We start from the raw sequence: 23,834 nt of genomic DNA, 5'->3' as shown, positions 1-23,834 counted from the left end.
TGTAAGTTGGTCACGGGAAAACGTCATCCTAGCGTCCCCAATATTGAATGCCCTGGCTGTGCGGGCTTGAACCGGTTCCGCTTAGGTTAGTACAGCCAAGACAAACACAAGGTCATGTTTGACAAACAGGGCACCGAGCAACTGCTACGCTTTTGAAAGTTATTCATTCGGGTGAAAAAGAAGGGTACGAAGACCATGACCAGTCCCCAGGACGAGATTGCCCCCAGCTCCACCGGTTGGCGTTTCAAAGCAGGCATCGGGATTCTCAGTTTGACAGTGCTCGCCTGGCTGTTGGTGCCGCTCGCCGCCGCTGCGGATGTGCCCGGCCCAAAGATCGCGGCACTGACAGGCATTTTGTTTATCAGCAACAAGATTCTGCTGATCCTCGCCATCGCCGTCATGGGCAAGTCTGGTTTTCAGCAACTCAAGCGCAGCGTGTTTGGCTATGTTTCCACGCTCGCACCGACTGAACTGGAAGTAGGCCCGGCTCGCCATCGAATTGGCCTGGTGATGTTTTGCCTGCCACTGATTTCATCCTTTCTCGAGCCTTACGTGGACACACTGTGGCCGGGGCTGAGACCGAACCTCTGGCAGGTCCAGGCGCTGGGCGATGCCATGTTGGTCGGCAGCTTTTTCGTACTGGGCGGGAATTTCTGGGACAAGGTGCGTGCTTTGTTTATCCGCACGGCGCGTGTGGTCAACGTGAGTACGGTGTGAGTGCTTCTAACGAGAGATGATCCCGTGATCGATCGCGTATTTTACGAGGGCGGCGGGTTTGTCGATGTTGAGTTTGCGGCGGATGCTCAGGCGATGGGTTTCCACTGTGCGGACGCTGATGTCCAGCTCGCGAGCCATTTCCTTGTTGTTCAACCCCTGAGCCATTTTGTACAGCACCTGGCTCTCGCGTGGTGTCAGTTCGTTGTCGGTACTTTTATCGGCGATGAGCCGTTGGGCGATTTCGGCACTGTAGAACGTCCCGCCACTGACAATGGCTTCGATGGCCGCAATGATTTCCCGTGAAGGCGCGTTCTTCAGTACATAGCCGCTAGCCCCCGAGCGAACCGATTCACTGACGTATTCGTAGTTGTCGTACATGCTCAGCACCAGCACCTTGAGCGACGGGTACTGGCTGCGTAACAGCCGGGTCAGCTCGAGCCCGTTGATATCCTTCAGGCTGATGTCGACCAGCAACAGATCCGGCTGACAGCGCCCGACCATCTCAATGGCATCGGCGCCATTCTCGGCTTCGCCCACCACTTCCAGCGGCGCCATGACCGCCAGCAGCGATTTGATGCCATCGCGGACCAGGGAGTGATCGTCGACCAGGGCGACGCGGATCGGGTAGGGCAGGTTCATCGCAGGCATTCACTCTAATTGTTATGGGGTGAGTCAGCGTTCTGTACCGGGTGGCTTCATCGGCAGCAGCACGTCCAGCTCACTTCTTCCCGGCATCGAGGTCAGGTCGAATCGACCGCCAAAATGCTCGACTCGCTCGCGGATATTACGCAGACCAATGCCGGCCTGGCGACGTTCGACCTGGGCGACATTGAAACCTATGCCGTCATCGATCACCGTCAACCGTACGGACTTTTCGCAGCCGTGCAGGGTAATGATGACGTGTTTTGCCTGGGCGTGGCGTTCGATGTTGGTCAGGCCTTCTTGCACAATGCGAAACAGCGAGGCGGCGGCGCCATCAGCCAGGTGACAGTCGAATTCGTTATCGTTGAAGGTTACAACAAGACCGCTGCGTTGCTCGAACTCGGCGGCGAGTTGACCGATTGCCGCCGGCAGGCCGAGGGTGTCGAGCAATGATGAGCGCAGGTCGTGGGAGAGGCTGCGAACCTCGCCGATCGCTTCCCCCAGGCGCTCGGTGGCGTCTCTTAAAATGCTCAAGCCTTTGTCTTGGCCATTCTCCAGTACATGGCTGGCCAGTTCGAACTGAAACTTGATAGAGACCAGCAACTGGCTGATACCGTCGTGCAGCTCTCGGGAAACCCGCGAACGCTCCTCCTCCTGCAGGCTGACGATACGTTGGGTCAGGCGCTGCAGCTTTTTGTCGGCCAGGCGATGTTCGCTGACGTTCAGCGTCATGCCGCTGGCGAACACAAACAGCACCGCTACAAGCGCCACCGCGGCAATCGCCAGCATGGTTGTGCGGATGCCCTGAGCCACCTCGGCACGCGCTTGTTGGGTGGCGCGCTCAACGTCTTCAAGGTAGATGCCGGTGCCGAGCATCCAGCCCCAACGATCGAGCATCACTACGTAGGCGAGCTTGTCGGTCACTTGGCCGGAAGAGGGTTTGTTCCAGGCGTAACGTTGAAAGCCTTCGCCGGATGCCGCGCTTTTGAGCAACGCCTGGATTACCGGCAGGCCGTGAGGGTCTTTCATGTCCCACAGGTATTGGCCCACCAGCTCTGACTGGCGTGCGTGCATCAGGCTGCGGCCTTCGCGGTCGTAGACGAAGAAGTAGCCATTGATGCCAAAACTGAGCTTGCGCAGTTCTTCCAGCACTTGTTGCTGTGCGTGTTCGTCACCACGGCCGTTGTCGTACAGCGGCGCGATCAGGCTTTGTGCCATTTCAACGTAGTTTTTCAGCTCTGCGCGCTTGCTGGCCAGAATGCTGTCTTCGATCAGTTGCGCCTGTTGATCACCCAATTGGCGGTTCAGGGAAATCACCAGCGCGCAGATGACCGCGATCGCCAACACCAGCGGCAGAATGCCGAGCGCGACGATTTTGTGTTTGAGCTGCATCTCTACTCCTGGCCAGACCGAGGGAGGGCGAAGGCCCGGCATCATATGCCAAAGATACGCGCCTCCAGTAGCAGTGCTGGACAGAATGACAAACCGTCTACGTAGAACTACGTAGGCGCCACGTACGTAGTAACGCGGATTTATTTGTCGACAGCATGGGTGGATATTGGGCCCGCTCCGCAAAGCGGACACAATTATAATAATTACCGCCGCAGTCACTGGCTGTCGGCAGGAGACACGCTATGCCCCGTCTGGCTAAACACCTCGCCTGGTTTGCCGTGGCTGTCTTGGGAGCGTTTGCGCTAAGTGTCGTGGCCCTGCGCCGCGGCGAAGCCATCAACGCCCTCTGGATCGTAGTCGCAGCCGTCGCTATTTATCTCGTCGCATACCGCTATTACAGCCTGTTCATCGCCACCAAGGTGATGCAACTCGACCCCAATCGAGCCACTCCCGCCGTAATCAACAACGATGGTCTGGACTATGTGCCGACCAACAAACATGTGCTCTTCGGTCACCACTTCGCGGCCATCGCTGGCGCGGGGCCACTGGTCGGTCCGGTGCTGGCAGCGCAGATGGGCTATTTGCCCGGTACGCTGTGGCTGATTGCCGGCGTGGTGTTGGCCGGTGCGGTTCAGGACTTCATGGTCCTGTTCATGTCCACCCGCCGCAACGGTCGTTCTCTGGGCGATATGGTCCGTGAAGAAATGGGCCGCATCCCCGGGACCATCGCGCTGTTCGGCTGCTTCCTGATCATGATCATCATCCTCGCGGTGCTGGCGCTGATCGTGGTCAAGGCCCTGGCCGAAAGCCCGTGGGGCATCTTTACCGTGATGGCGACCATCCCGATCGCGATGTTCATGGGCATCTACATGCGCTACATCCGTCCGGGCCGTATTGGTGAAATCTCGGTGATCGGCGTGGCGTTGCTGCTCGGTTCGATCTGGCTGGGCGGGCAAATTGCTGCTGACCCGGTCTGGGCCAAAGCCTTTACCTTCACTGGACTGCAGATTACCTGGATGCTGATCGGCTACGGTTTCGTGGCGGCGGTGTTGCCGGTATGGCTGATTCTGGCGCCACGTGATTACCTGTCCACGTTCCTGAAGATCGGTACCATCGTTGCGCTGGCGATCGGCATTCTGATCACCATGCCCGAGCTGAAAATGCCGGCATTGACCCAGTTCATCGACGGCACCGGGCCGGTGTGGAAGGGTGGGCTGTTCCCGTTCCTGTTCATCACCATTGCCTGTGGCGCAGTGTCCGGTTTCCACGCACTGATCGCTTCCGGCACCACGCCGAAGCTGCTCGCCAGCGAAGGCCATGCCCGTTACATCGGTTATGGCGGCATGCTGATGGAATCCTTCGTGGCGATCATGGCGATGGTGGCCGCTTCGGTGATCGAACCGGGTGTCTATTTCGCCATGAACAGCCCGGCGGCCCTTGTCGGCGCCGATGCTGTTTCGGTTGCACAGACAGTCAGCAGCTGGGGTTTCGCGATTACCCCGGAAGCGTTGCAAGCGGTGGCCAAGGACATCGGTGAAACCACCGTCCTGGCCCGTGCCGGCGGTGCGCCGACCCTGGCGGTCGGTATCGCGCAGATCCTGCACCACGTGCTGCCGGGTGAAAACACCATGGCGTTCTGGTACCACTTCGCGATCCTGTTTGAAGCGCTGTTCATCCTCACTGCGGTCGATGCCGGTACCCGTGCCGGACGTTTCATGCTGCAGGACTTGCTTGGTTCCTTCGTGCCGGCGCTGAAACGCACTGAGTCCTGGACCGCCAACCTGATCGCCACCGCCGGTTGCGTGGCGATGTGGGGTTACCTGCTGTACCAAGGCGTGATCGACCCGTTGGGCGGGATCAACACCTTGTGGCCGCTGTTCGGTATTTCCAACCAGATGCTGGCCGGTATCGCGCTGATGTTGGCAACCGTTGTGCTGATCAAAATGAAACGCCAACGCTATGTGTGGGTGACCATGCTGCCAGCGGTATGGCTGCTGATCTGCACCACCACTGCAGGCTTCATCAAGCTGTTCGACGCCAACCCGGCGATCGGTTTCCTCGCGCTGGCCAAGAAGTACAGCGATGCCCTGGCCAATGGTCAGGTGCTCGCACCGGCCAAGAGCATCGAGCAGATGCAGCACGTGATCTACAACGCCTACACCAACGCGACGCTGACGGTGTTGTTCCTGCTCGTGGTGTTCAGCATCCTGTTCTTTGCGCTTAAAGTCGGCATTGCCGCCTGGGGCACCAAAGAACGTACGGATAAAGAAGCGCCATTCCATGCGCTGCCAGATGCTTGATCGAGGAGGGCAGCATGTTCAATGACCTGAGTCGCCTCGGTAAATACCTCGGTCAGGCCGCGCGCCTGATGGTCGGCATGCCCGACTACGACAACTACGTCGAGCATATGCAAACCGAACACCCGGACAAGCCGGTGATGAGCTACGAGATGTTCTTCCGCGAACGTCAGGAGGCTCGTTACGGCGGTAAGGCAGGGCCGAAGTGCTGTTGACCCGCTGATGTAATGTTGAAGTGGTTTTCGTGGGAGCGAGCCTGCTCGCGATAGCGGTCTGACAGTCAACTGCAACGTTGAATGTTATGCCGTCATCGCGAGCAGGCTCGCTTCCACATGGATTGTGCTTTAACTGACTGGCATCAGTTCGTCGATCACCCCCATGAAGGCCTCGACCAGCAGGCTGCGCCCTTGGGCTCGCGTCAGTATCAGCAGTTGCGCGCGAGCTTCGGAGTCAGCCAGCGGGCGGTAGGTCACCCCCTTTTTTACCAACGTCTGGGTGCACTGGGGAACCAGCGCAACGCCTTGCCCGGCGGCCACCAGCGCGATGATCGAGGTAATTTGCCGTCCGGATGGACCTGGGCGCAGGGGCAACCCGTTGCGTCGGTACAGTTGTTGAATGGATTCGTTGAGCCCCGAGCCGTAATCGACCGGAAATAAAATCAAGGGGTACGCGCTGAGCTGGGCGAGGTTGACCTCGGCCTGGCCGGCCAACGGGTTGTCACTGGAAAGGGCTGCCACTAAGGGTTCTTCACCCAGGGATAGTACCCGGACCTCGGCTTGCCCGTTTTGAGGCATCAACCGGCTCATACCAATATCGATACGACCATCGGCGACCTGTGACCATAGACTGCTGGACGCACCTTCCACCAGAGTCAGTTGAACCTCTGGAAAGCGTTGGGCAAAAGCTTGAATGGCCTGGCTGAATAGGTCTGACAGGGCAATCGAGCTGGCGTAGCCCAACACGAGTTGCCCGGTCGAGCCAGCGGCCAGCTTGCCGGCGATGATTTCGGTCAGGTCGGCTTGCTCCAGCATGGCGCGCGCATAAGGCAGAAAATGCCGGCCTTGGGCCGTGAGCGACACCGTGCGGCTGGTGCGGTCAAACAGACGAAAACCCAGCTCGGCTTCCAGAGCGGAAATCTGCCGGGTCAACGGCGGCTGGGCGAGGTGCAGACGCAGTGCCGCGCGACCAAAGTGCAGCTCTTCGGCGACCGTCAAAAAGTAACGTAACTTGCGTAGATCCAGCATCCTGTTCCTTGGGTATTGATCGGTCCGAATTCGGTATTGGTCTTCGGCAGCCCGCGTATTCTATAAAGGCCTCCTGTCATAAAACGAGAGGCCTCATGAATTCGCGTCTGCAGAGTGCTCGCATCGCCTTGTTTCTGTGTGGTTGCGCGGCCTTCCTCAACCTGTATTCAACCCAGAGTATCTTTCAGGAATTTGCCCTGAGTTTTCAGGTGAGCGCCCGGCAGGCGGGATGGAGCATCACGGTGACCACCCTGGCGGTCGCCATCACCGCCCCCTTTGTCAGCCGTCTTACCCGTCGCTTTGAACAACGCTCGGTGATTGTCGGCGCGGCAACGCTATTGGCGGTGCCGGCACTGCTGACAGCCCATGCCGACAGCTTTAGCGAGCTGTTGGTCTGGCGCTTTGTCGAAGGCATGTTGATTCCGGTGGTGTTCGCCACCAGCGTAGCCTACATCGGCGACCGCTGGAGCGGTGGCACTGTCACGGTGGTCACCAGCCTCTACGTGGCCGGTACCGTACTGGGTGGGTTTGCCGGGCGCTTCGTGACCGGGCTCATGACCGAATATGTGGGCTGGCGTGAGGCCTTTGAACTGCTGGCAGCAATGAGCGTGTTCGTCGGCGTGACCATCCACTTTCTGCTGCCGGCCAATCCGGTGTTGGCTACCAAGAATTCGCCACTGCGTCTGCAAGCCCTTCGCGATCTGTGCCGCAAACCCTTGCTGGCGGCGTATGGCGTGGGCTTTTGTGTGTTGTTTTCGCAAGTCGCGACCTTCACTTACGCCGGACTGTACCTCAGCCAGACGCCTTTCAATCTCGGCGCTGCGGCCCTCGGGACGATCTATGCGGTGTTCCTGCTGGCACTGGTGGTGATCCCCATCGTCGGACGCTTGAGCAAATCGCGACCGCAATCCGAGTTGCTGGTGGCCGCGGTGTTACTGGGCGTCTGTGGCTCGCTCCTGACGCTGCTGCCCTCGCTGTGGCTGATCGTGCTGGGCCTGGCCCTGAGCTCAACCGGCGTGTTTCTGGCCCAGGCCTGCGCCAATGCCTTTATTACAGCCACGGCCCGACATAACAAAGCCGGGGCGGTGGGGCTGTACCTGACGGGTTATTACCTGGGAGGCAGTTTCGGCGCCGTCGGCCCCGCGATGATCTGGAATCGCTGGGGTTGGCAGGGGTGTGTGGCGCTGATCATCGGCGTCCAGTTGTTGTCGCTGCTGATCGCCTTGACCGGCTGGAAACCCCTTGAACCCGATATGCCGGTCGCGCACGACCGTAACGGTTCCAAACGAACCGGTGAACCTGCCTGAATCATCATCCAATAAAGGAATATAAGAGGTGACCATGAGTAACGTACTGACCCGCCAGAGCCAGTTGTTGAAGATCGTCGAACCGGCGTTGAACGACATGCCTGCCAGCGTCTTGAAGCATGCGCTGTTCGAAGCGTTCTGGAGTGAAGAGGGTGCGCTTGTGGACATCGAAAATGCCTTTGAGGCACTCACTTCACGCCGCCATCCGCCGGCAGCCTTGCGCAAATTTTTCGCCAGTTGCTCCAAGACCAACAACTCGGCTTCTACTGTCGAGTAGATGGAGTGCTAATGGAACGGACTGACTATTTAAAACTGCGTGTTGACGTGCAGCGGGAGCTAACTAGCGGGATTAACTCTGAGTTTCTGGATGTTGACGACCTTGTTAGTAGCGTGATGCGAATTTTTTTGCGCTCTTTGTCAGACGGTGAAGTAAAGCGTCAGCGTGCAAGTCGTACGTTAAAACCTTCAGGTGTAATCCTGAAATCACCTGGTGCTGGAAATCGTCTGGGAGATTTTCGCTGAGTATCTGCATCGCAAATCCGGCGGATGAAAGATTGTGCGCAACTGTTGCAGTAATGGCGGAACCATGAACGATTTGAAAGACGAAGTATCTTCTTTGCAGGGGCCGCAATCGACCGATGCCTCTGTACGTCGACGCTCTCTGCTGGCTGGCTGCGGCGCACACGCCGTGCATGACGGCCTGACCGACGTCATCTATGTGCTGTTGCCGATATGGCAGGCGCAGTTTGCCTTGAGCTACGCCCAAATTGGCCTGATGCGTGGCGCTTACTCCGGGATGATGGCCGGTTTCCAGCTGTTGGCAAGCCGGGCCGCCAGGCGATGGGGGCGAGAGCGTTTGCTGGTGGGGGGGACCGCGCTCGCGGGGTTGGCTTACTTGCTGGCAGGTCAGGCTGGCGGCCCGACGGTGTTGTTGTTGGCGCTGGTGTTGGGCGGATTGGGCGCTAGCACCCAACACCCACTGGCATCTTCGTTGATCACCGATACGCACGAGGAGGGCGGGGGGGGGTGTCAAACAAGCATTGTCGCAGTACAACTTCTCCGGAGACATCGGCAAAACGTTGATACCAGGGTTGGTCGGCCTGTTACTGACGGTCATCAGCTGGCGCGCGAGTGTCACGCTGATAGGCCTGCTCGGTCTGGCCGCCGCCGGTCTGCTGTGGTGGCTGATTCCGGCGCGCGCGGTGACTTCATCCGCTCAGGGCAAGGCCTCCAGGGCAATCATGGGAAACGGCTCCGCCAGCGGGCTGCGGGCGCTCATTGTGACCGGCACACTGGACAGTGCGGTACGGATGGGGTTTCTCACCTTCTTGCCGTTCCTGCTGAAAGAGAAGGGGTCCGGGATGGCAGGCATAGGTCTGGCGCTGACAATGTTGTTTGTGGGTGGGGCATTCGGCAAGTTGCTGTGCGGCTATCTGGGCGCGCGCATTGGCATGATGAAAACCGTATGGCTAACCGAGTTCACCACCGCGGTGTTGATCATCCTGTCGGTGTACCTGCCGCTGTTCGGCCTGATGGCGGTGTTGCCGCTGCTGGGGCTGGCATTGAACGGAACATCGTCGGTGCTGTATGGCGCCGTGCCGGACCTGGCTGGCCCAGGCAAACGAGAGCACGCCTTCGCTGTGTTCTACACCGGCACCATCGGTGGCGGGGCGCTGGCACCGGTATTGTTTGGCAGCCTGGGCGACATCACAGGTATTCCTGCTGCTGTGATCATGTTGGCCGCCACACTGTTGTTGACACTGCCCTTGTCCTGGTATGTGCAACGAGGCCTGGACGCTGATGCCCACCTTTATCAGAACGCGGGTTGATCGACCGTTTGCAGGTTCGATCAAGAAGCCCCGAGTCGCCGTTCTTTAATCGTTTTCGCAGGTAAAAAAATGAATAACAGCGAGACCTCTGCAATCCGGTTTTCGTTATCCCGTCGCGCTCTTGATCTCAGCGCGCCAGGAACATCGAGCATGCGCAGTAAAGCGAATGCCTTGAAAGAAAGCGGTGTCAACGTGATTAACTTTGCAGCCGGCGAGTAACGACGCCATTTGGTCGAGTTCGTTGACGGACTCGACACAGCGAGGTTTACCTGACATCGAAATTCTCTCTCCCAGTAACCGTCTACACGGTATTCGCGAGATTTTTGATGTCTGCTCGTTGCCGTTGATATTCGACGGTGATACCGGCGGCAAACCGGAGCACTTTGCGATTCACATCAAAATGCTCGAGCGTGCCGGCGTCTCGGCGGTGGTCATCGAAGACAAATGCGGACTGAAGAAGAACTCGTTGTTTGGTAATGCCGTCAGCCAGGAGCAAGACTCTATCGAAGAGTTCTGCGAGAAGATCCGCGTGGGTTGCGCCAGTCGAAGCCATCGGGACCTGATGATCATTGCGCGATGTGAAAGCCTGATTCTGGATCGGGGCATGGAGGACGCCATCGAGCGTTGTTTGGCGTATGTGGAGGCGGGCGCTGATGGAATCATGATTCACAGCCGGAAAAAGGACGGTCTGGAAATCCTCGAGTTTGCCCGGCTGTTTCGCTTGTACTGCGCAAAGGTGCCGCTGATTTGCGTGCCGACCAGTTACGCTCACCTGCGATTTGACGAGCTGGAGAAAGCGGGATTCAACGCGGTGATTTATGCCAATCACATGTTGCGCAGTGCGTACCTGGCGATGAGAGAGGTTGCCAATGGAATACTGGCCAATGGTCGAACGCTGGAGATGGAGCCTCGTTGTCTCGGGATCAATGAAATACTCGATCTGGTGCCTGGCACCCGATAGTTCAGGGGCTTCACCGAGGCAACGGCTCGCTTCGGTTGATTACCGGTCTCTCCAGGACACTCGATATTATCGGACGCTCTGATAACCACGCTGCTGCATGCAACGGCTGTAGGCGGAAGAAGCGGCGGCCGTATTCTACTCCGCACTTCGGCGGTCCTCGCGGCGTTCCTGACGTTGCCGTGATCCGCCGACGACCGCTCCTGCCACCGCAGCATCCTTGGCTTTGTTCTGCCGATATGCCCACCTGATTGTGGACTCGTGGCTCGGGGTCAGGCCGTCCTCTCCAGCATTAAATTTTTGCATCACTACTTGGCACTTTCGCTGCCGGTGTCATCTCTTGGTGCATTTTCATGAGAATTAATAGTGCATCGGTATTAATCGACGCGCCGCGCTGGACGCCTTGTATTACAAGCAGAATAAAAACAGTGAGTAGGAATTTCCCGCTTGTAGGGCATAAAACTCAAATCAGTTGCCAAATGCACCATTTTCGTCCGATCCAGAGTTGTGCAAGTTACAAGTGGAAAAACCGTTTCAGTAGTCTTATCGATTTTCGTCTCAAAAATGAAATGATGTGTCGCAATTCAGGCTTGTCGGAGGGTTTTTAAGGTTTTTATCGGTCGTAACAATAGTTGGGCACAGCCCTTGCAAAAGTACTTTCAAACCACCGCTAGTGTGGTTTTTCATCGAAAAAAAATTATGGGGAAACGTTATAAATGGGGCGCCAGAAATCAAACCGCAAAGGCCAAGTCTCTGGCGTCGGAACGCGTCAACAGGTTGCCGAATTCACGCGGAATTTGTTTCCAAATGAGACAGGAAGTTAACGACGCACACTGAGGTGCTCTACAGAAACAGTACTCACTAAAACAACGTAAGGCCTGATTTTATTGAAATAGCGAAGTTATAAGAAAATGCCGTCTGTATCGCGGCAAGGAGTAGGGTATGTCCCGAGCTTTTTTTAACGAAATGTATGATGCGAGTGGTGGCTGCCGCCCACATTACCAGGAGTTCGCGCGTTGGTTGGCGGACACACCTCTGGAGTTGCTGGATCAACGTCGTCGCGAAGCCGACCTGTTGTTCCACCGAGCCGGCATCACCTTCACCTTATACGGGGACGAGCAGGGCACCGAGCGGTTGATTCCGTTCGACATCATTCCGCGCAGCATCAAGGCCAGCGAATGGCAAATGGTCGAGCGTGGCTGTATTCAGCGGGTCCAGGCATTGAACATGTTCCTGGACGACATCTACCACGGGCAACGTATTCTCAAGGAAGGCATCATCCCGGCCGAACAGGTGTTGGCCAACGAGGGGTATCAGGTCGCCATGCAGGGCCTGAATCTGCACCGGGGCATCTACGCCCACATCGCCGGGGTCGATCTGGTCCGCGACGGCGATGGCAGCTACTACGTACTGGAAGACAATCTGCGCACTCCCAGCGGCGTCAGCTACATGCTTGAAGACCGCAAGATGATGATGCGTTTGTTCCCCGAACTCTTCGCCGCCCAGCGTGTGGCGCCCATCGATCACTACCCGAACCTGCTGCTGGACACCTTGAGGAGCTCCAGTCCGCTGGACAATCCCACGACCGTGGTGCTGACCCCGGGCCGCTTCAACAGTGCCTACTTCGAACATGCGTTCCTGGCCCGTGAAATGGGCGTGGAACTGGTGGAGGGCGCTGATCTGTTTGTCCGCGACGACCACGTCTATATGCGCACCACCGCAGGCCCCAGACAGGTGGACGTCATTTACCGCCGTCTCGACGATGCGTATCTCGATCCTCTGTCGTTCAACCCGGACTCCATGCTTGGCGTACCAGGCCTGATTGCCGCTTACCGCTCAGGCAACGTGGTGCTGGCGAACGCCGTCGGCACCGGCGTGGCCGACGACAAGTCGATCTATCCCTATGTCGGCGACATGATCCGCTTCTATCTTGCCGAGGAACCGATCCTCAAGAACGTGCCTACCTGGCAATGCCGCAAACCGGAAGAGTTGTCCCATGTGTTGGCGAATCTGCCTGAGCTGGTGGTCAAGGAAACCCAGGGCTCCGGTGGCTACGGCATGCTGGTCGGCCCGGCGGCCACGGCGGCGGAAATCGAAGACTTCCGCGCGCGCCTCAAGGCACGCCCCGAAGCTTATATCGCCCAACCAACCCTGTGCCTGTCGACGTGCCCGACCTTTGTCGAAAACGGCATCGCTCCACGCCACATTGACCTGCGCCCGTTTGTGCTGTCGGGCAGAGAAACCCGTCTGGTGCCCGGTGGCCTGACCCGCGTGGCATTGCGCGAAGGCTCGCTGGTGGTGAACTCGTCTCAGGGCGGCGGCACCAAAGACACTTGGGTAGTGGAGGACTAAGACATGCTTTCAAGAACCGCTTCGGACCTCTACTGGATGTCCCGTTACCTGGAGCGCGCCGAAAACCTGGCGCGCATGCTCGAAGTCAGTTACTCGTTGTCGTTGATGCCTCAGGCGGGGCGTACCGATGGCCGCGCCGAACTGGCAATGTCGCTGCTCGCCGCCGGTACGCTGGACGATTACAACGAGCGTTATGGAGAGCTCAACACCGAACGCATGTTGCACTTCTTCGCGCTGGATGAAACCAACCCCGGGAGTATCTATTGCTGTTTGCAAGCCGCGCGAGCCAATGCTCATGCCGTGCGCGGACGCATCACCGCCGACATGTGGGAGAACATCAACGCCACCTGGCTGGAGATGCGCAACATCGCCAGCAATGGTCTGGCGCGCTATGGCATCAGCCATTTCTGCGAGTGGGTCAAGGAGCGTTCGCACCTGTTCCGCGGTGCGACCTCGGGCACCATCATGCGCAACGATGCCTACTGCTTCATTCGCCTGGGGACTTTCCTTGAGCGGGCAGACAACACGCTGCGCCTGCTGGATGCACGCTACGAAATGTTCGGCGAGGAGTCGGAGGAGGTGAGTGACAACTCCGCGCGCGGCTACTACCAGTGGAGTGCCTTGCTGCGGGCCTTGTCGTCCTTCGAGGCGTTCAACGAGATCTACCGCAATGCGCCGGGCGCCGAGCAGGTCTCCGAGATGCTGTTGTTGCGCAGCGACGTCCCGCGTTCGTTGCATGCCTGTATCGAGGAACTGGACCATATCCTCGCCAGCCTGCCGGGCAGCAACGGGCGGGCCGCCCAGCGGTTGGCCGCCGAGTTGAATGCTCGGCTGCGCTACACCGGTATCGACGAGATTCTCGGCTTCGGTCTGCACCTTTGGCTGACTGACTTCATCTCCCAGGTTCGCCATCTCGGCCAGACCGTTCACGAGTCCTATCTGGAGGCCGTATGAAACTGTCCATACGTCACGACACCACCTACAGCTACGCCGATGAAGTCTGCACCAGCATTCAGTTCCTGCGTCTGACGCCGCAGAACAGTGAACGCCAGCGCATCCTGGAATGGCACCTGGAACTGCCGCGCCTGGTGCGCAGCCAGTTTGATCCGTACGGCAACATCCTGCATGTGTTGACGATGGACGAACCCCATGGGGCCTTGGTACTGACAGCTTATGGTCAGGTGGATATCGACTCGGACCGTGAGCTGGAGCGCGACAGCCAATCGCCTTTGCCGTTTTTGCGCACCAGTAAGCTGACGATTGCGGACGATGCCCTGAATGCCTTCGCCGTGCAGCACTGCGGCATACGCCGTGATCGAACGGCGTTGATCGACCTGATGCACGGCCTGGCCGACCATATGGTCTACAACCCGGGCGCGACCACTGTGGACACTACGGCCGCCGAGGCATTTGCGGTCGGAGGCGGGGTCTGTCAGGACCACACTCACGCCTTCCTGGCCTGCGCCCGTAGCCTGGGGATTCCTGCGCGTTATGTCTCCGGTTACTTGTGCACCGAAGATGAAAACCACTTGGCCAGCCATGCCTGGGCCGAAGCCTGGCTCGACGATGGTTGGTACAGCTTCGATGTCACCAACCGGCTGGCCCGGCCCGAACGCCATCTGAAACTGGCGGTGGGCCTGGACTACCTCGACGCCTGCCCGGTACGTGGCATGCGTCGTGGTGGCGGGGCCGAGTCGATGCTGGCGCGGGTACAGGTAACGTCGCTGTTTCAGGTTCAGCACCAATAAGCCTGAAACGTTCATCGTAATTGGCCATGCCGTCGGGGAGACGGTATGGCCTTTCATCCAGAATTCACGAGTAAGCGCAAATGACTTATTGCGTCGCTATGCACCTGGCCGACGGGATGGTGTTCATCTCCGACTCACGGACCAATGCCGGTATCGACCAGATTTCAACGTTTCGTAAGTTGTTTATTTTCAGCACGCCGGGCGAACGGCTGATTGTGTTGCAGACCGCGGGCAATCTGGCCACCTCGCAATCGGTGGTGAACTTGCTCAAGCAGCGTTGCAGCGGGCCTGGCTCGCACCTGTTGAATGTCCGCACACTCTATGACGCCACTGTGCTGGTGGCCGAAACCGTTCGCGAAGTCGTCGCCCGGGACCGTACCAAGTTGGCCGGCAAGACCGACTTGAGTTGCTCTTTTCTGGTTGGCGGGCAGATCGCGGAGGGGGCGATGGATGTGTACAGCATTTACCCGCAAGGCAACTTCATTCAGGCGACGGAGGACACGCCATTCCTGCAATTGGGTGAAAGCAAGTACGGCCGACCGATACTCGATCGCAACCTCACGTACCGCACATCACTCGAAGAGGGCCTGCGCTGCGGGCTGATCTCGTTCGACTCGACCATGCGCAGCAACCTGTCGGTGGGTATGCCGCTGGACCTGCTGGTGTTCAGAAAGGACAGTTTTGCCAGCGCGAAAAGTTATCGCATTACGGCTGATGACCCGTATTTCATGCGTATCCGTATGCAGTGGGCTGCCGGACTGCAAGACATGCTTGCCGCATTGCCGGAGCCGCCTGACGCTTACATGTCGGGGGGCTGCCAATAAAGCGCTGACTCTGCATCAGCGCTGAAGTAAAGCGGCCGGGCCAGCGATTACCAAGTGCGCGATATCGTGATGTCGATTGGCTAAAGCAGCGGAATGCTGTAGCTCACGATCAAGCGATTCTGGTTCTGGTCACGCGCCGCCTCGCTGTTGGACTTGCCGTTGCGCCATCCAAATCCGACACCTTTAAGCATGCCGGACTGAATCACATAGTTCAGATCATGCCCACTACGGACGCGACGCCAGAGGAGATTTTAGAACAGGCTGAGCGGGTAGGGCTCTCTCGGATTGAGGCAGAGGGGCATTCCAGTTGACCTAGGCTCACCCACCTTTCGTCAGCGAGATCAGCAACCCTTGTTGACAGAAAAATGCATCAGGAGAATACTCGCCCCAAGATTCATATATATGACTAGATAACAAGGTGAATAAAGTCGATGAACTCCTTATCCAGCGATGTCCGGCTACCGCTTTATCAGCGCCTGCGAGACCAGTTGGCTGAACAGATTGCCAACAATCGTTGGCGTCCCGGGGAGGCCATTCCCACCGAGGCTGCACTTTCAGCGGAGTACCAACTGTCCACTGGCACCGTACGCAAAGCGGTTGACACGCTGGTCAGTGAGGGCGTTCTTGAGCGTCAGCAAGGTCGAGGCACCTTCGTTCGCCGGCCGCAGTTTCAATCGTCACTGTTCCGATTTTTCCGCTTCCAGACCGCTGCGGGCGAGCGCCAGGTGCCGGAGAGTCGCATCTTGTCGATTGAGCCGGTGGCCGCACCCTCGGCGGTGGCCCAAACGTTAGGGCTGCCAATCGACGCACCGGTTATTCGCATTGTTCGCGTACGTCTTCTCGATATTCAGCCGGTACTTGCCGAAGAAATCTGGCTACCTCGCAGCCGGTTTCAGCCGCTGCTGGAGATCGACCTGAGTCGAAAAGGGCCGCTGTTGTATCCGATTTACGAAGAAGTCTGCGGTCAGGTCGTCGCTTCTGCCGAAGAAACACTCACCGCCGAGTCTGTAAACGACGTGCATGCGCGATTGCTGCAAGTAGCGGTCAACAGTCCCGTGGTGGTGATCGAGCGTCTGGCGCGTGACTACGCCGGGACGCCTCTGGAATGGCGTCGCTCCCGTGGTCATGCCCAGCATTTCCGTTACAGCGTGGATATTCGCTAGCGCCTTGCCTCAATAGCGGATCGCTCATCGGCGCCTGATCTGCGCCGTCTTCATCGTCTTGCTTGCCATGCCTGGCCTCGTAGCGGCGCGGTTCGCTTTCGGCTGCCTCACGTTTCACTTATAAGGATAAGAAATCATGTTCAGCTGGTATCGCCAAGTCACTCCTCGGGAGCGCAAAACGTTCTGGGCCTGCTTCGGCGGATGGTCGCTGGATGCTCTGGAAGTACAAATGTTCGGCCTGGCCATTCCGGCGTTGATCGCTGCGTTCGCACTGACCAAGGGCGATGCCGGGCTGATCAGCGGCGTCACGCTGGTCACTTCGGCCATCGGCGGATGGGTAGGGGGGACGTTGTCCGACCGCTACGGCCGGGTGCGTACGTTGCAGTGGATGATTCTGTGGTTCTCCTTCTTCACCTTTCTGTCCGCCTTCGTCACAGGGTTCCATCAGTTGCTGATGGTCAAGGCACTGCAAGGCTTCGGCATTGGCGGTGAGTGGGCCGCCGGCGCGGTATTGATGGCCGAAACCATCAACCCGAAATACCGCGGCAAAGTGATGGGCACTGTGCAAAGTGCCTGGGCGGTCGGTTGGGGGCTGGCGGTCGGGGTATTTGCGCTGATTTATACGTTCGTACCGCAAGACATGGCCTGGCGTGTGATGTTTATCGTAGGCCTGCTGCCCTCGTTCCTGATCCTCTGGGTACGGCGTAATGTCGAGGAGCCTGACAGCTTCCAACGTTTGCAGAAAGAACACGCCATTCCGCAGAGCTTCTTCAAATCCCTGGCCGGTATTTTCCGACCTGAACTGCTCCGCGTAACGCTGTTCGGCGGGTTGTTGGGCTTGGGCGCACACGGCGGATACCACGCGGTGATGACTTGGCTGCCGACATTCCTCAAGACCGAACGCAACCTGTCGGTGCTGAACTCCGGTGGCTACCTGGCCGTGATCATCTTTGCCTTCTGGTGTGGCTGCGTTGTTAGCGGATTCTTGATCGACCGTATTGGCCGCCGCAAAAACATCGTGTTGTTCGCGTTGTGCTGTGTCGTCACCGTGCAGTGTTATGAGTTCCTGCCGCTGACGAATACCCAGATGCTCTTCCTGGGGTTCCCGCTCGGCTTCTTCGCGGCCGGTATTCCAGCGAGCCTCGGCGCGTTGTTCAACGAGCTGTACCCGGCAGACGTGCGCGGCGCCGGCGTCGGCTTCTGCTACAACTTTGGCCGAGTGCTTTCCGCGGTGTTCCCGTTCCTGGTCGGTCACATGAGCGACTCCATGTCGCTTGGGTCTGCGATTGGTATCGACGCCGGGATTGCCTATGGCGTGGCGGTGATCGCGGCACTTTGTCTGCCGGAAACCCGTGGACGCAGCCTCGAAGCCTCGAGTGCATCGGTGCCAGCAACGGTCAACGGCAACGAGAGTGCGCGGGCCTGATGCCCTTTACCTTCTATAGATGAACGCTATGACTGACACCTGTTCTACGCCGATCACCGGCATCGACTCCCATGCTCATGTGTTTAGCCGTGATCTATATCTGGTCGGTGCACGACGCTATACCCCTGATTACGACGCCACGCTTGAGCAGTATCTGACGCACTTGCACGCTCATGGTCTGAGTCATGGCGTATTGGTGCAACCGAGCTTTCTCGGCACCGACAATAGCTACTTGCTGGCGGCGTTGAAGCAAGCGCCGGAGCAGTTGCGAGGCGTGGTTGTGCTGGAGCCAGGCGTCAGTCGCGCCATGTTGAATGACATGGATCACCTGGGCGTAGTCGGCGTTCGCTTGAACCTGATGGGTAAGGCGTTACCTGATTTTCGTAACAGTGCCTGGAGAGAGTTTTTCAGCCACATTGCTGATCTTGACTGGCATGTCGAGTTGCATAGGGAGGTAAAGGATCTGCCGGGACTGATCCATCAATTGACGCCGTTCGGTTTGAAGTTGGTGATTGATCACTTTGGTCGGCCGGATGCCAATTCGGGCGTCGATCAGCCCGGCTTTTGCGAGTTACTGGAGTTGGGATCGAAAGGTTCGATCTGGATGAAGGTATCGGGAATCTATCGTTTGGGAGGTACGCCGCAACAGAACATCAATTTCGCTCGAATAGCATTACCGCTGCTGGAACAAAGTTTCGGCCTTCGCCAGTTGGTGTGGGGCAGCGACTGGCCGCATACGCAGCATGAGCAAAGCATCGGTTTCAGCACCGTAGTCGATCAGTTGCAAGCCCTGGAGTGTTCGACGCAGGTTAGCTATTCGTTGCTGGTGCAAGTCCCTCGAAGGTTATTCGGTTTTGCGAAAGGCGAAAGCTGAAATTTACGCCTGCATTTGCAGATGACCATTCATCTCACCCATTTAAACGAATACATACAGAACATTCGAAGTGCGACCGTTGCAGTAAAACCTATCGTGGCTCATCGAGAGTTCTGTGTAATAGCAGCATATTCCAATTACAAGAGAGTAGATTCCATGAACACGTCATCCAATGCCGAAGTTGAAAGCACCCAAACGATGTTTGGTTTATTGCGTGCGCCGACAGGCGTTACGGTTTCAAACTTCTCTTTCAAATCTGAGTGCAGTTTGAGCGCCAGCCCAGCCGAGATCCTTTCATGACTCCCTTAGATGTAGACCTCTTACTGACCGCATTGGTGAGCGTCCTGGTGCTGGTGGCGCTCATCGTGTCGCGTCTCAAAATGCACCCGCTCCTGGCCTTGCTAGTAGTTTCCGTTGGCGTTGGCTTTGCAACCAGTATGGAACCAGAAACCATAGTCTCCCACTTGATCACCGGCGTCGGAAAGACACTGGGGGCAGTAGGGGTCGTAATCGCGCTTGGAGCGATGCTAGGCAAAATTCTTGCTGACGCAGGTGTCACAGAGCAGGTCGCCGAGGTCATCCTCAAGCGAACATCGGATCGGATGATACCTTGGGCCATGATGATGGTTGCATTTGTAATTGGCATTCCCATGTTTTTCGAGGTGGGCTTGGTGATCATGCTGCCGCTGATATTCAGCGTGGCGCGAAAGCTGGAAAGCCAGGCTCGCTTCAAAGGTTCAGCCTATGTGTATGTGGGTGTTCCGGTGATTGCGGCACTTGCAGCCATGCACGGGATGGTACCGCCGCACCCTGGCCCCTTGACGGCCATCGCCGCGCTCAAAACCTCGGTTGGGCCCACAATGCTCTATGGCTTCCTTGCGGCTATTCCTGCAATGATTTTAGGCGGCCCGCTTTATGGCGCATTCATTTCGCCGCGCATGAGCACTCGGCCCGATCAGGTTTTGCTAGATCAGTTCACCCTGGCTGAAAAAGCCGACGATCAACCAAGCACCAGCGTATGCCTTGGCGTGCTGGCAGCCTTGCTACCGGCGATCCTGATGCTGATTCATGCCGTCGCTGAGATGGTATTACCCAAGGACAATGCGATCCTGAAAATGGCTAGTTTCTTGGGCAATCCCCTGATCGCCATGCTCCTGGGCGTGCTGTTCGCAGGGGCAAGTCTGGTACTCGCGCGGGGCGGCGATGCGGGGCAATTGCGCGAATCCCTGGGCAAGAGCCTCAAGCCAATCGCCTCAATCATCATGATCATCGCCGGCGGTGGTGCCTTTCAGGAGCTGTTGACCAGCGCCAAGGTGGGCGATGCCATTGTGCACCTGACTCAGCAGTCTGCGTTCCCTCCGCTGATCTTGGGTTGGTTGATCGCGATGTTGCTCTCGGTATCTACCGGTTCTGCCACTGTCGGTATCGTTGGTGCTGCTGGCTTGCTGGCGCCGCTTGCAGGTGCTGATCCCAGCCTCAACCTGCCTCTGCTTGCCTTGTCCATAGGCTGCGGCTCGCTGTTCTTCAACTATGCGAACCATGCGGGCTTCTGGATGGTGAAGGAATCCTTCGGCATGACTATGGGCGAAGCCACCAAGACCATTTCGGTGGTTCAATCCATCGTAGCCGTGGTCGGTTTGATTGTGGTGTTGATGTTGAATGCGGCTGTCACGGTGGTTTGAGTCAGGATCTGTTCGCAGTTAGTAACCCTGCCCGAACGAGTTAGCCGAGGGGGGGAGATAGAGTTACGCTCCACAGGGTGTTTTACTCGGCTCTAACCCTAAAGTGTCGGCACGCATAAGCCCCGCCAGGTGAAGGTCTACAAAAAACCTCACACAGGCGAAGTTGTAGAAACGAAGGGCCCTTCAAGGGCCCTTTGTTGTATGCGCTTTCGAAATTGTTCAGATTAATGATCTATGAAAAAAGGAAAAGGGGGTGGAAACGGTTTTACTGTCAACTCAGGAGGGACAATACCTCAGAGCCTACGCATGTGGTCTGTCCCGGTATTAGTAGAGTGAAGAGGGGGCAGGAACGATAACGGTGGAGGTCGAGATCGTAGACCAAGATGTCGACTACGCGAACCGGATTGGCATCGTGGGCATAGTCATCAAGGCTCTCGGGAAGTAAAGGTGTCTTGGCCTCGATGTTCACATTGGATAAAGCGCTTCATAGGCGATCCCTGCGACGAAACCCTCAAAAACCATAGCAAGTGTTCGCGACGGCGTTTTTACACACTCTGGGCCAGATCATTCAGAAACCGTCAAAATGCCTTTTTCCTGCCTCGCGCCCACGACTTTGTTGATTAGTTCATCCCAAGGTGGCGTTGAAGGGAACAGCTCAATCAGAAATGCGAGGAATGCCTGTCAAATCCCAAATCGGCTTTAGGGGCGCTGATGATTTCACGGGTGGTTCGGGCTTGGACCTATCCACCGTCGAACGTGTTGTAGATCACCTTGGATGGGGCATTCGACATGAGCCCAATCCGAATGGCGGTAGCCGCTTCACCTTGCAGCTTCCCGATAGCGTGTAGTTTTCCATCGACAGTAAAATCGACACACCGCACGCACATAGGTTGATTCATCAGAGATCGTCCTGCATTTTCCACCACAAGCAAGAGCATCGAATGAAAGGGATCCTCGAAAACCTGCGTCCGCTGGACTAATCTTGAAACATAATGTTACGTGTAATGTATATTATGTTAAACGAGGTGCTATGTTAAAAATGTTCATGAGTCTCGTAAGGCACTGATTCGACATATCTGCTTCTGGCATCCATTCTCTCAACGGGCTGTAAGCGTTGAAAATAAAACGGAATCCTGTCGCACCACCGGAAACGTTGCTTCCTCAACGTGTTGCTTGTAGCAGTTCATGTAATATCTGAGATTCGGGCCGACTACTGTCGGGATTAAAGCGGAACGTTTAATAGCTTGATCGACGCAATCCCAACTTTTTTACCGTCCCTAACTGACGCAACCAAAACGGAAAAATTTTTCGACCCCCAACCTCCGCCACTCTTAACCTTTGAAATGAATGATTTTTTTAGAAACGCGTTTTCTGCGGCTAGGCGTTGCGGTCGGAACCAAAACGGAAAAATATTGCGCTTAGCCATGCGCTCGTCTTTTAGGATTGCCAAACCTGCTAACTTCGCTACATTGATGCCGGTACATCGTTCACAACGACCCCTTCAAGGACGTAAAGGTGTTCCCGAGATCAATCCTGACAGACCGTGGTGAAACCGCACATCGTACCAAAGCCAACTGTAACGCCGGGGCCGACGAGCCATCCACATCCCAATCGACCCTGATTTTGAACTACCTGTCCTCGTACCCAGCCGAGACAGGCGCAGTCGAAACCTACGAGCATTTTTGTCGCTACGCCGATACCCTTCCTGCTTCTATCCGCAGTAAATCAAGCATCATGTTGTTCCTCGAAAAATTCGTCCTCTGGGCGATTTGCATCGCAAGGAAGCCATTGAGCGACTTTGCCGCACAAGATCTCAGGGACTTTAGATCCTTCTGCGCGCGGCCCCCGGTGGCCTGGGTTGGCGCTCGGAAGGCAAGATTTGTCATCAGTGAAGGTATCGAACGCCATAACGAAGATTGGAAGCCATTCGCACAGTCGATCGCAGATCCGGTACTTGGATACGTGACTAACCGATTCTTCAAGTATTTAAGCTCGGACTTAGGTGTACAGCCCAGGCTGTCAAGCTCTGAGCTTTATAAAGCACCGCGAGCGCCGTTCAGTAGCCATGATGACTCCCAAGCCCAGCAATACCTTCAATACCTCACAAACCTGACGCCAGCCACTAAGGTTTCTGAGCGTAGTTTGTTCGTGTTTTCGGTCTGCTATCACCTTTGCCTCAGCTTCAAAGAGTGGCGCTCAGAGCGTAGTCACTTTTCAATGGCGTGCTTTTCATCGATAGGTTCCAGCGATCCGCGCTTCATCATGCGAGGTCATCTTCGTGGCTACAACATCGCGATCCCCCAGGCCCTCATAGACTCGATAATCAGATACAGGCATGGTCTGGGCTTGAGCTCCATACCTTCCTCGGACGAAAGCGATCCAATACTCACGGAATCCTTGCTCGGCAAGCTAATGTGGAGACTCCCCAAAATGCCGGGGTTGGGACGCTCTCCTAGCCAACTGCTTGATCGAGCCGTGGGTTTTCGTATCACTCAACTTGATACGCCAGCACAAGCTCGTATCTCAAGAAGCGAAAGCTCGCGCCAGTACCGATTGAGTTGGAAGCGTAAGCAGGCTTCGAAAGCACTTGGGTCTGTCGATCACCAAGACCATGCGGGTCTGGACACTGGTTATCATACTCAGGAGCGCCCGTCTCCATTATTTGGTATGCAACAAAGAGAGGTACTCCTTCTTTCATCGGTTCAGGGGCAAGCCTATATATCAGGGTTTTTTCCAACTAATCGTTTCCAGATTGCACTGGAGTCTTTAGAGGTACTTCGGGCATACCGATCATGTAGTGCTGATCGGTTAAAGCTGGTGGCACTTGAGAAATTGCTACTGTGGTCAGTTTATATCAAACATAAAAGCTTCTACTCGTTGGCCCCGCTCGATGCTCGGGAGTTTTACGAATTCTGTCTCCTACCACCTTCGAGCTGGACTGGCAATTATGGGCAGTCAAGGCTGGGTGTGGGAGTTACAGGCGTACTGCCAAATCCAGATTGGGCTCCGTTTGTCCGAATCTCTGGCGGAGATCAAGCAAGGATCATTCGGGCAGGCCGAATCATGGACTGGTGCGATAACGTTTGTAATTCGTTATTGGTGATTGAATCGGTCAAGCTTAATATTTTTTCTGGCCTGCTGGACTAGGGCTGCTAGCTAAATGAGTCGTGAAAGACGTCCTTCGGTAGTTGATGACCGGATAAGTCCCCCTCCTCGGCCCCTGCCATCACGCTGTTAGAACGCACTCTAGTGCTCATCGTATTCAGCGAGCACGCCCTCCTCGCCGGCGGCCGAGTGGGTTTCGTGATGAAGTACAGTGCTTTGAGGCTATCTCGGCTCACCTTTGCCGGCCGTTTATTCGACGGGTAACCAACGCATA

General features: G+C 56.8%; 21 protein-coding genes and 5 pseudogenes. 21 read left to right on the top strand and 5 right to left on the bottom strand.

Features of this window, described 5'->3' with window-relative positions; translation table 11 throughout:
• Window positions 1–195 precede the first annotated feature (195 nt).
• Window positions 196–717, top strand: coding sequence for a transporter suffix domain-containing protein (locus tag AC07V0_RS00675; RefSeq protein WP_019578884.1), 522 nt, complete (start codon window positions 196–198; stop codon window positions 715–717).
• A 6-nt stretch (window positions 718–723) separates the two neighbouring features.
• Here AC07V0_RS00675 and AC07V0_RS00670 read toward each other — a convergent pair whose 3' ends face one another.
• Together AC07V0_RS00670 and AC07V0_RS00665 are read right to left on the bottom strand one after the other, a co-directional pair.
• The gene (locus AC07V0_RS00670; protein ID WP_018925859.1) at window positions 724–1,356 is read right to left on the bottom strand and encodes a response regulator; all 633 of its coding nucleotides are present in this window, start codon (window positions 1,354–1,356) and stop codon (window positions 724–726) included.
• A gap of 33 nt (window positions 1,357–1,389) precedes the next feature.
• Window positions 1,390–2,751, bottom strand: coding sequence for a cache domain-containing protein (locus AC07V0_RS00665; protein WP_018925860.1), 1,362 nt, complete (start codon window positions 2,749–2,751; stop codon window positions 1,390–1,392).
• A 242-nt stretch (window positions 2,752–2,993) separates the two neighbouring features.
• Between AC07V0_RS00665 and AC07V0_RS00660 the strand changes: the two genes are divergently transcribed.
• Window positions 2,994–5,051, top strand: coding sequence for a carbon starvation CstA family protein (locus AC07V0_RS00660; protein ID WP_495019267.1), 2,058 nt, complete (start codon window positions 2,994–2,996; stop codon window positions 5,049–5,051).
• Window positions 5,052–5,065: 14 nt separating this feature from the next.
• Window positions 5,066–5,263 carry a YbdD/YjiX family protein gene (locus AC07V0_RS00655; protein ID WP_007938220.1) on the top strand — a complete coding sequence of 66 codons (198 nt, stop codon included), beginning with the start codon at window positions 5,066–5,068 and terminating at the stop codon, window positions 5,261–5,263.
• Between the two features lie 129 nt (window positions 5,264–5,392).
• On the opposite strand, the gene AC07V0_RS00650 is transcribed toward AC07V0_RS00655, so the two are convergent.
• The gene (locus tag AC07V0_RS00650; RefSeq protein WP_495019266.1) at window positions 5,393–6,292 is read right to left on the bottom strand and encodes a LysR family transcriptional regulator; all 900 of its coding nucleotides are present in this window, start codon (window positions 6,290–6,292) and stop codon (window positions 5,393–5,395) included.
• Between the two features lie 95 nt (window positions 6,293–6,387).
• On the opposite strand from AC07V0_RS00650, the gene AC07V0_RS00645 reads away from it, so the two are divergent.
• The 10 genes and pseudogenes from AC07V0_RS00645 (at window position 6,388) to AC07V0_RS00600 (ending at window position 15,310) form a co-directional block, all read left to right on the top strand.
• Window positions 6,388–7,599 (top strand): MFS transporter, encoded by a 1,212-nt coding sequence (locus AC07V0_RS00645; RefSeq protein ID WP_495019265.1) that lies wholly within the window; start codon window positions 6,388–6,390, stop codon window positions 7,597–7,599.
• 34 nt (window positions 7,600–7,633) lie between these two features.
• Window positions 7,634–7,870 (top strand): annotated as a pseudogene (locus AC07V0_RS00640) (hypothetical protein); the annotation flags it as partial.
• 17 nt (window positions 7,871–7,887) lie between these two features.
• Window positions 7,888–8,121, top strand: coding sequence for a hypothetical protein (locus AC07V0_RS00635; RefSeq protein ID WP_156043939.1), 234 nt, complete (start codon window positions 7,888–7,890; stop codon window positions 8,119–8,121).
• A 64-nt stretch (window positions 8,122–8,185) separates the two neighbouring features.
• Window positions 8,186–9,428: pseudogene (locus tag AC07V0_RS00630) on the top strand (MFS transporter).
• A gap of 69 nt (window positions 9,429–9,497) precedes the next feature.
• A complete protein-coding gene (locus tag AC07V0_RS00625) occupies window positions 9,498–9,647 on the top strand; it encodes a hypothetical protein (RefSeq protein WP_231380574.1) in 150 nt (49 codons plus the stop codon).
• Complete coding sequence (gene aepX / locus AC07V0_RS00620; RefSeq protein ID WP_026331642.1) at window positions 9,631–10,389, top strand: phosphoenolpyruvate mutase; 759 nt, start codon at window positions 9,631–9,633, stop codon at window positions 10,387–10,389. The genes AC07V0_RS00625 and aepX overlap by 17 nt, the downstream gene beginning before the upstream one ends.
• Window positions 10,390–11,328: 939 nt before the next feature.
• Window positions 11,329–12,738, top strand: coding sequence for a circularly permuted type 2 ATP-grasp protein (locus AC07V0_RS00615; RefSeq protein WP_007938225.1), 1,410 nt, complete (start codon window positions 11,329–11,331; stop codon window positions 12,736–12,738).
• Between the two features lie 3 nt (window positions 12,739–12,741).
• Complete coding sequence (locus AC07V0_RS00610) at window positions 12,742–13,692, top strand: alpha-E domain-containing protein (protein WP_019578892.1); 951 nt, start codon at window positions 12,742–12,744, stop codon at window positions 13,690–13,692.
• Complete coding sequence (locus AC07V0_RS00605) at window positions 13,689–14,486, top strand: transglutaminase family protein (RefSeq protein WP_495019264.1); 798 nt, start codon at window positions 13,689–13,691, stop codon at window positions 14,484–14,486. Before AC07V0_RS00610 ends, AC07V0_RS00605 begins: the two co-directional genes overlap by 4 nt.
• A gap of 80 nt (window positions 14,487–14,566) precedes the next feature.
• Window positions 14,567–15,310 carry a proteasome-type protease gene (locus AC07V0_RS00600; RefSeq protein WP_495019263.1) on the top strand — a complete coding sequence of 248 codons (744 nt, stop codon included), beginning with the start codon at window positions 14,567–14,569 and terminating at the stop codon, window positions 15,308–15,310.
• An 80-nt stretch (window positions 15,311–15,390) separates the two neighbouring features.
• On the opposite strand, the pseudogene AC07V0_RS00595 reads toward AC07V0_RS00600, so the two are convergent.
• Window positions 15,391–15,525 (bottom strand): annotated as a pseudogene (locus tag AC07V0_RS00595) (OprD family outer membrane porin); the annotation flags it as partial.
• A gap of 216 nt (window positions 15,526–15,741) precedes the next feature.
• Here AC07V0_RS00595 and AC07V0_RS00590 point away from each other — a divergent pair.
• The 6 genes and pseudogenes from AC07V0_RS00590 to AC07V0_RS00565 all read left to right on the top strand — a co-directional run.
• A complete protein-coding gene (locus AC07V0_RS00590) occupies window positions 15,742–16,473 on the top strand; it encodes a GntR family transcriptional regulator (RefSeq protein WP_495019262.1) in 732 nt (243 codons plus the stop codon).
• Between the two features lie 136 nt (window positions 16,474–16,609).
• Entirely contained in the window at window positions 16,610–17,899 is a 1,290-nt protein-coding gene (locus AC07V0_RS00585; RefSeq protein WP_495019261.1) for an MFS transporter, read from the top strand.
• Between the two features lie 28 nt (window positions 17,900–17,927).
• Window positions 17,928–18,773 carry an amidohydrolase family protein gene (locus AC07V0_RS00580; protein WP_495019260.1) on the top strand — a complete coding sequence of 282 codons (846 nt, stop codon included), beginning with the start codon at window positions 17,928–17,930 and terminating at the stop codon, window positions 18,771–18,773.
• Window positions 18,774–18,929: 156 nt separating this feature from the next.
• Complete coding sequence (locus tag AC07V0_RS00575) at window positions 18,930–19,073, top strand: hypothetical protein (protein WP_155944795.1); 144 nt, start codon at window positions 18,930–18,932, stop codon at window positions 19,071–19,073.
• Window positions 19,070–20,455 carry a GntP family permease gene (locus tag AC07V0_RS00570; RefSeq protein WP_032833722.1) on the top strand — a complete coding sequence of 462 codons (1,386 nt, stop codon included), beginning with the start codon at window positions 19,070–19,072 and terminating at the stop codon, window positions 20,453–20,455. The genes AC07V0_RS00575 and AC07V0_RS00570 overlap by 4 nt, the downstream gene beginning before the upstream one ends.
• 108 nt (window positions 20,456–20,563) lie before the next feature.
• A pseudogene (locus AC07V0_RS00565) lies at window positions 20,564–20,683 on the top strand (hypothetical protein); the annotation flags it as partial.
• A 133-nt stretch (window positions 20,684–20,816) separates the two neighbouring features.
• Here AC07V0_RS00565 and AC07V0_RS00560 read toward each other — a convergent pair.
• Window positions 20,817–20,943, bottom strand: a pseudogene (locus AC07V0_RS00560) (hypothetical protein); the annotation flags it as partial.
• 177 nt (window positions 20,944–21,120) lie between these two features.
• On the opposite strand from AC07V0_RS00560, the gene AC07V0_RS00555 reads away from it, so the two are divergent.
• Both AC07V0_RS00555 and AC07V0_RS00550 read left to right on the top strand, forming a co-directional pair.
• Window positions 21,121–21,303, top strand: a complete 183-nt coding sequence (locus tag AC07V0_RS00555) for an ATP-binding protein (protein ID WP_495019391.1) — start codon at window positions 21,121–21,123, stop codon at window positions 21,301–21,303.
• 667 nt (window positions 21,304–21,970) lie between these two features.
• A complete protein-coding gene (locus AC07V0_RS00550; RefSeq protein ID WP_495019259.1) occupies window positions 21,971–23,602 on the top strand; it encodes a hypothetical protein in 1,632 nt (543 codons plus the stop codon).
• Window positions 23,603–23,834: the final 232 nt, after the last annotated feature.

Source organism: Pseudomonas sp. GW821-FHT01E10 (assembly GCF_059422365.1).
The sequence above is the reverse complement of the archived record's forward strand: the minus strand, read 5'-3'. Positions and strand labels throughout refer to the sequence as shown.

Coding starts and splice junctions, on each gene's coding strand:
- AC07V0_RS00675 (WP_019578884.1), top strand. CDS start 196: ATGACCAGTCCCCAGGACGAGATTGCCCCCAGCTCCACCGGTTGGCGT.
- AC07V0_RS00670 (WP_018925859.1), bottom strand. CDS start 1,356: ATGAACCTGCCCTACCCGATCCGCGTCGCCCTGGTCGACGATCACTCC.
- AC07V0_RS00665 (WP_018925860.1), bottom strand. CDS start 2,751: ATGCAGCTCAAACACAAAATCGTCGCGCTCGGCATTCTGCCGCTGGTG.
- AC07V0_RS00660 (WP_495019267.1), top strand. CDS start 2,994: ATGCCCCGTCTGGCTAAACACCTCGCCTGGTTTGCCGTGGCTGTCTTG.
- AC07V0_RS00655 (WP_007938220.1), top strand. CDS start 5,066: ATGTTCAATGACCTGAGTCGCCTCGGTAAATACCTCGGTCAGGCCGCG.
- AC07V0_RS00650 (WP_495019266.1), bottom strand. CDS start 6,292: ATGCTGGATCTACGCAAGTTACGTTACTTTTTGACGGTCGCCGAAGAG.
- AC07V0_RS00645 (WP_495019265.1), top strand. CDS start 6,388: ATGAATTCGCGTCTGCAGAGTGCTCGCATCGCCTTGTTTCTGTGTGGT.
- AC07V0_RS00635 (WP_156043939.1), top strand. CDS start 7,888: ATGGAACGGACTGACTATTTAAAACTGCGTGTTGACGTGCAGCGGGAG.
- AC07V0_RS00625 (WP_231380574.1), top strand. CDS start 9,498: ATGAATAACAGCGAGACCTCTGCAATCCGGTTTTCGTTATCCCGTCGC.
- AC07V0_RS00615 (WP_007938225.1), top strand. CDS start 11,329: ATGTCCCGAGCTTTTTTTAACGAAATGTATGATGCGAGTGGTGGCTGC.
- AC07V0_RS00610 (WP_019578892.1), top strand. CDS start 12,742: ATGCTTTCAAGAACCGCTTCGGACCTCTACTGGATGTCCCGTTACCTG.
- AC07V0_RS00605 (WP_495019264.1), top strand. CDS start 13,689: ATGAAACTGTCCATACGTCACGACACCACCTACAGCTACGCCGATGAA.
- AC07V0_RS00600 (WP_495019263.1), top strand. CDS start 14,567: ATGACTTATTGCGTCGCTATGCACCTGGCCGACGGGATGGTGTTCATC.
- AC07V0_RS00590 (WP_495019262.1), top strand. CDS start 15,742: ATGAACTCCTTATCCAGCGATGTCCGGCTACCGCTTTATCAGCGCCTG.
- AC07V0_RS00585 (WP_495019261.1), top strand. CDS start 16,610: ATGTTCAGCTGGTATCGCCAAGTCACTCCTCGGGAGCGCAAAACGTTC.
- AC07V0_RS00580 (WP_495019260.1), top strand. CDS start 17,928: ATGACTGACACCTGTTCTACGCCGATCACCGGCATCGACTCCCATGCT.
- AC07V0_RS00575 (WP_155944795.1), top strand. CDS start 18,930: ATGAACACGTCATCCAATGCCGAAGTTGAAAGCACCCAAACGATGTTT.
- AC07V0_RS00570 (WP_032833722.1), top strand. CDS start 19,070: ATGACTCCCTTAGATGTAGACCTCTTACTGACCGCATTGGTGAGCGTC.
- AC07V0_RS00555 (WP_495019391.1), top strand. CDS start 21,121: ATGCGAGGAATGCCTGTCAAATCCCAAATCGGCTTTAGGGGCGCTGAT.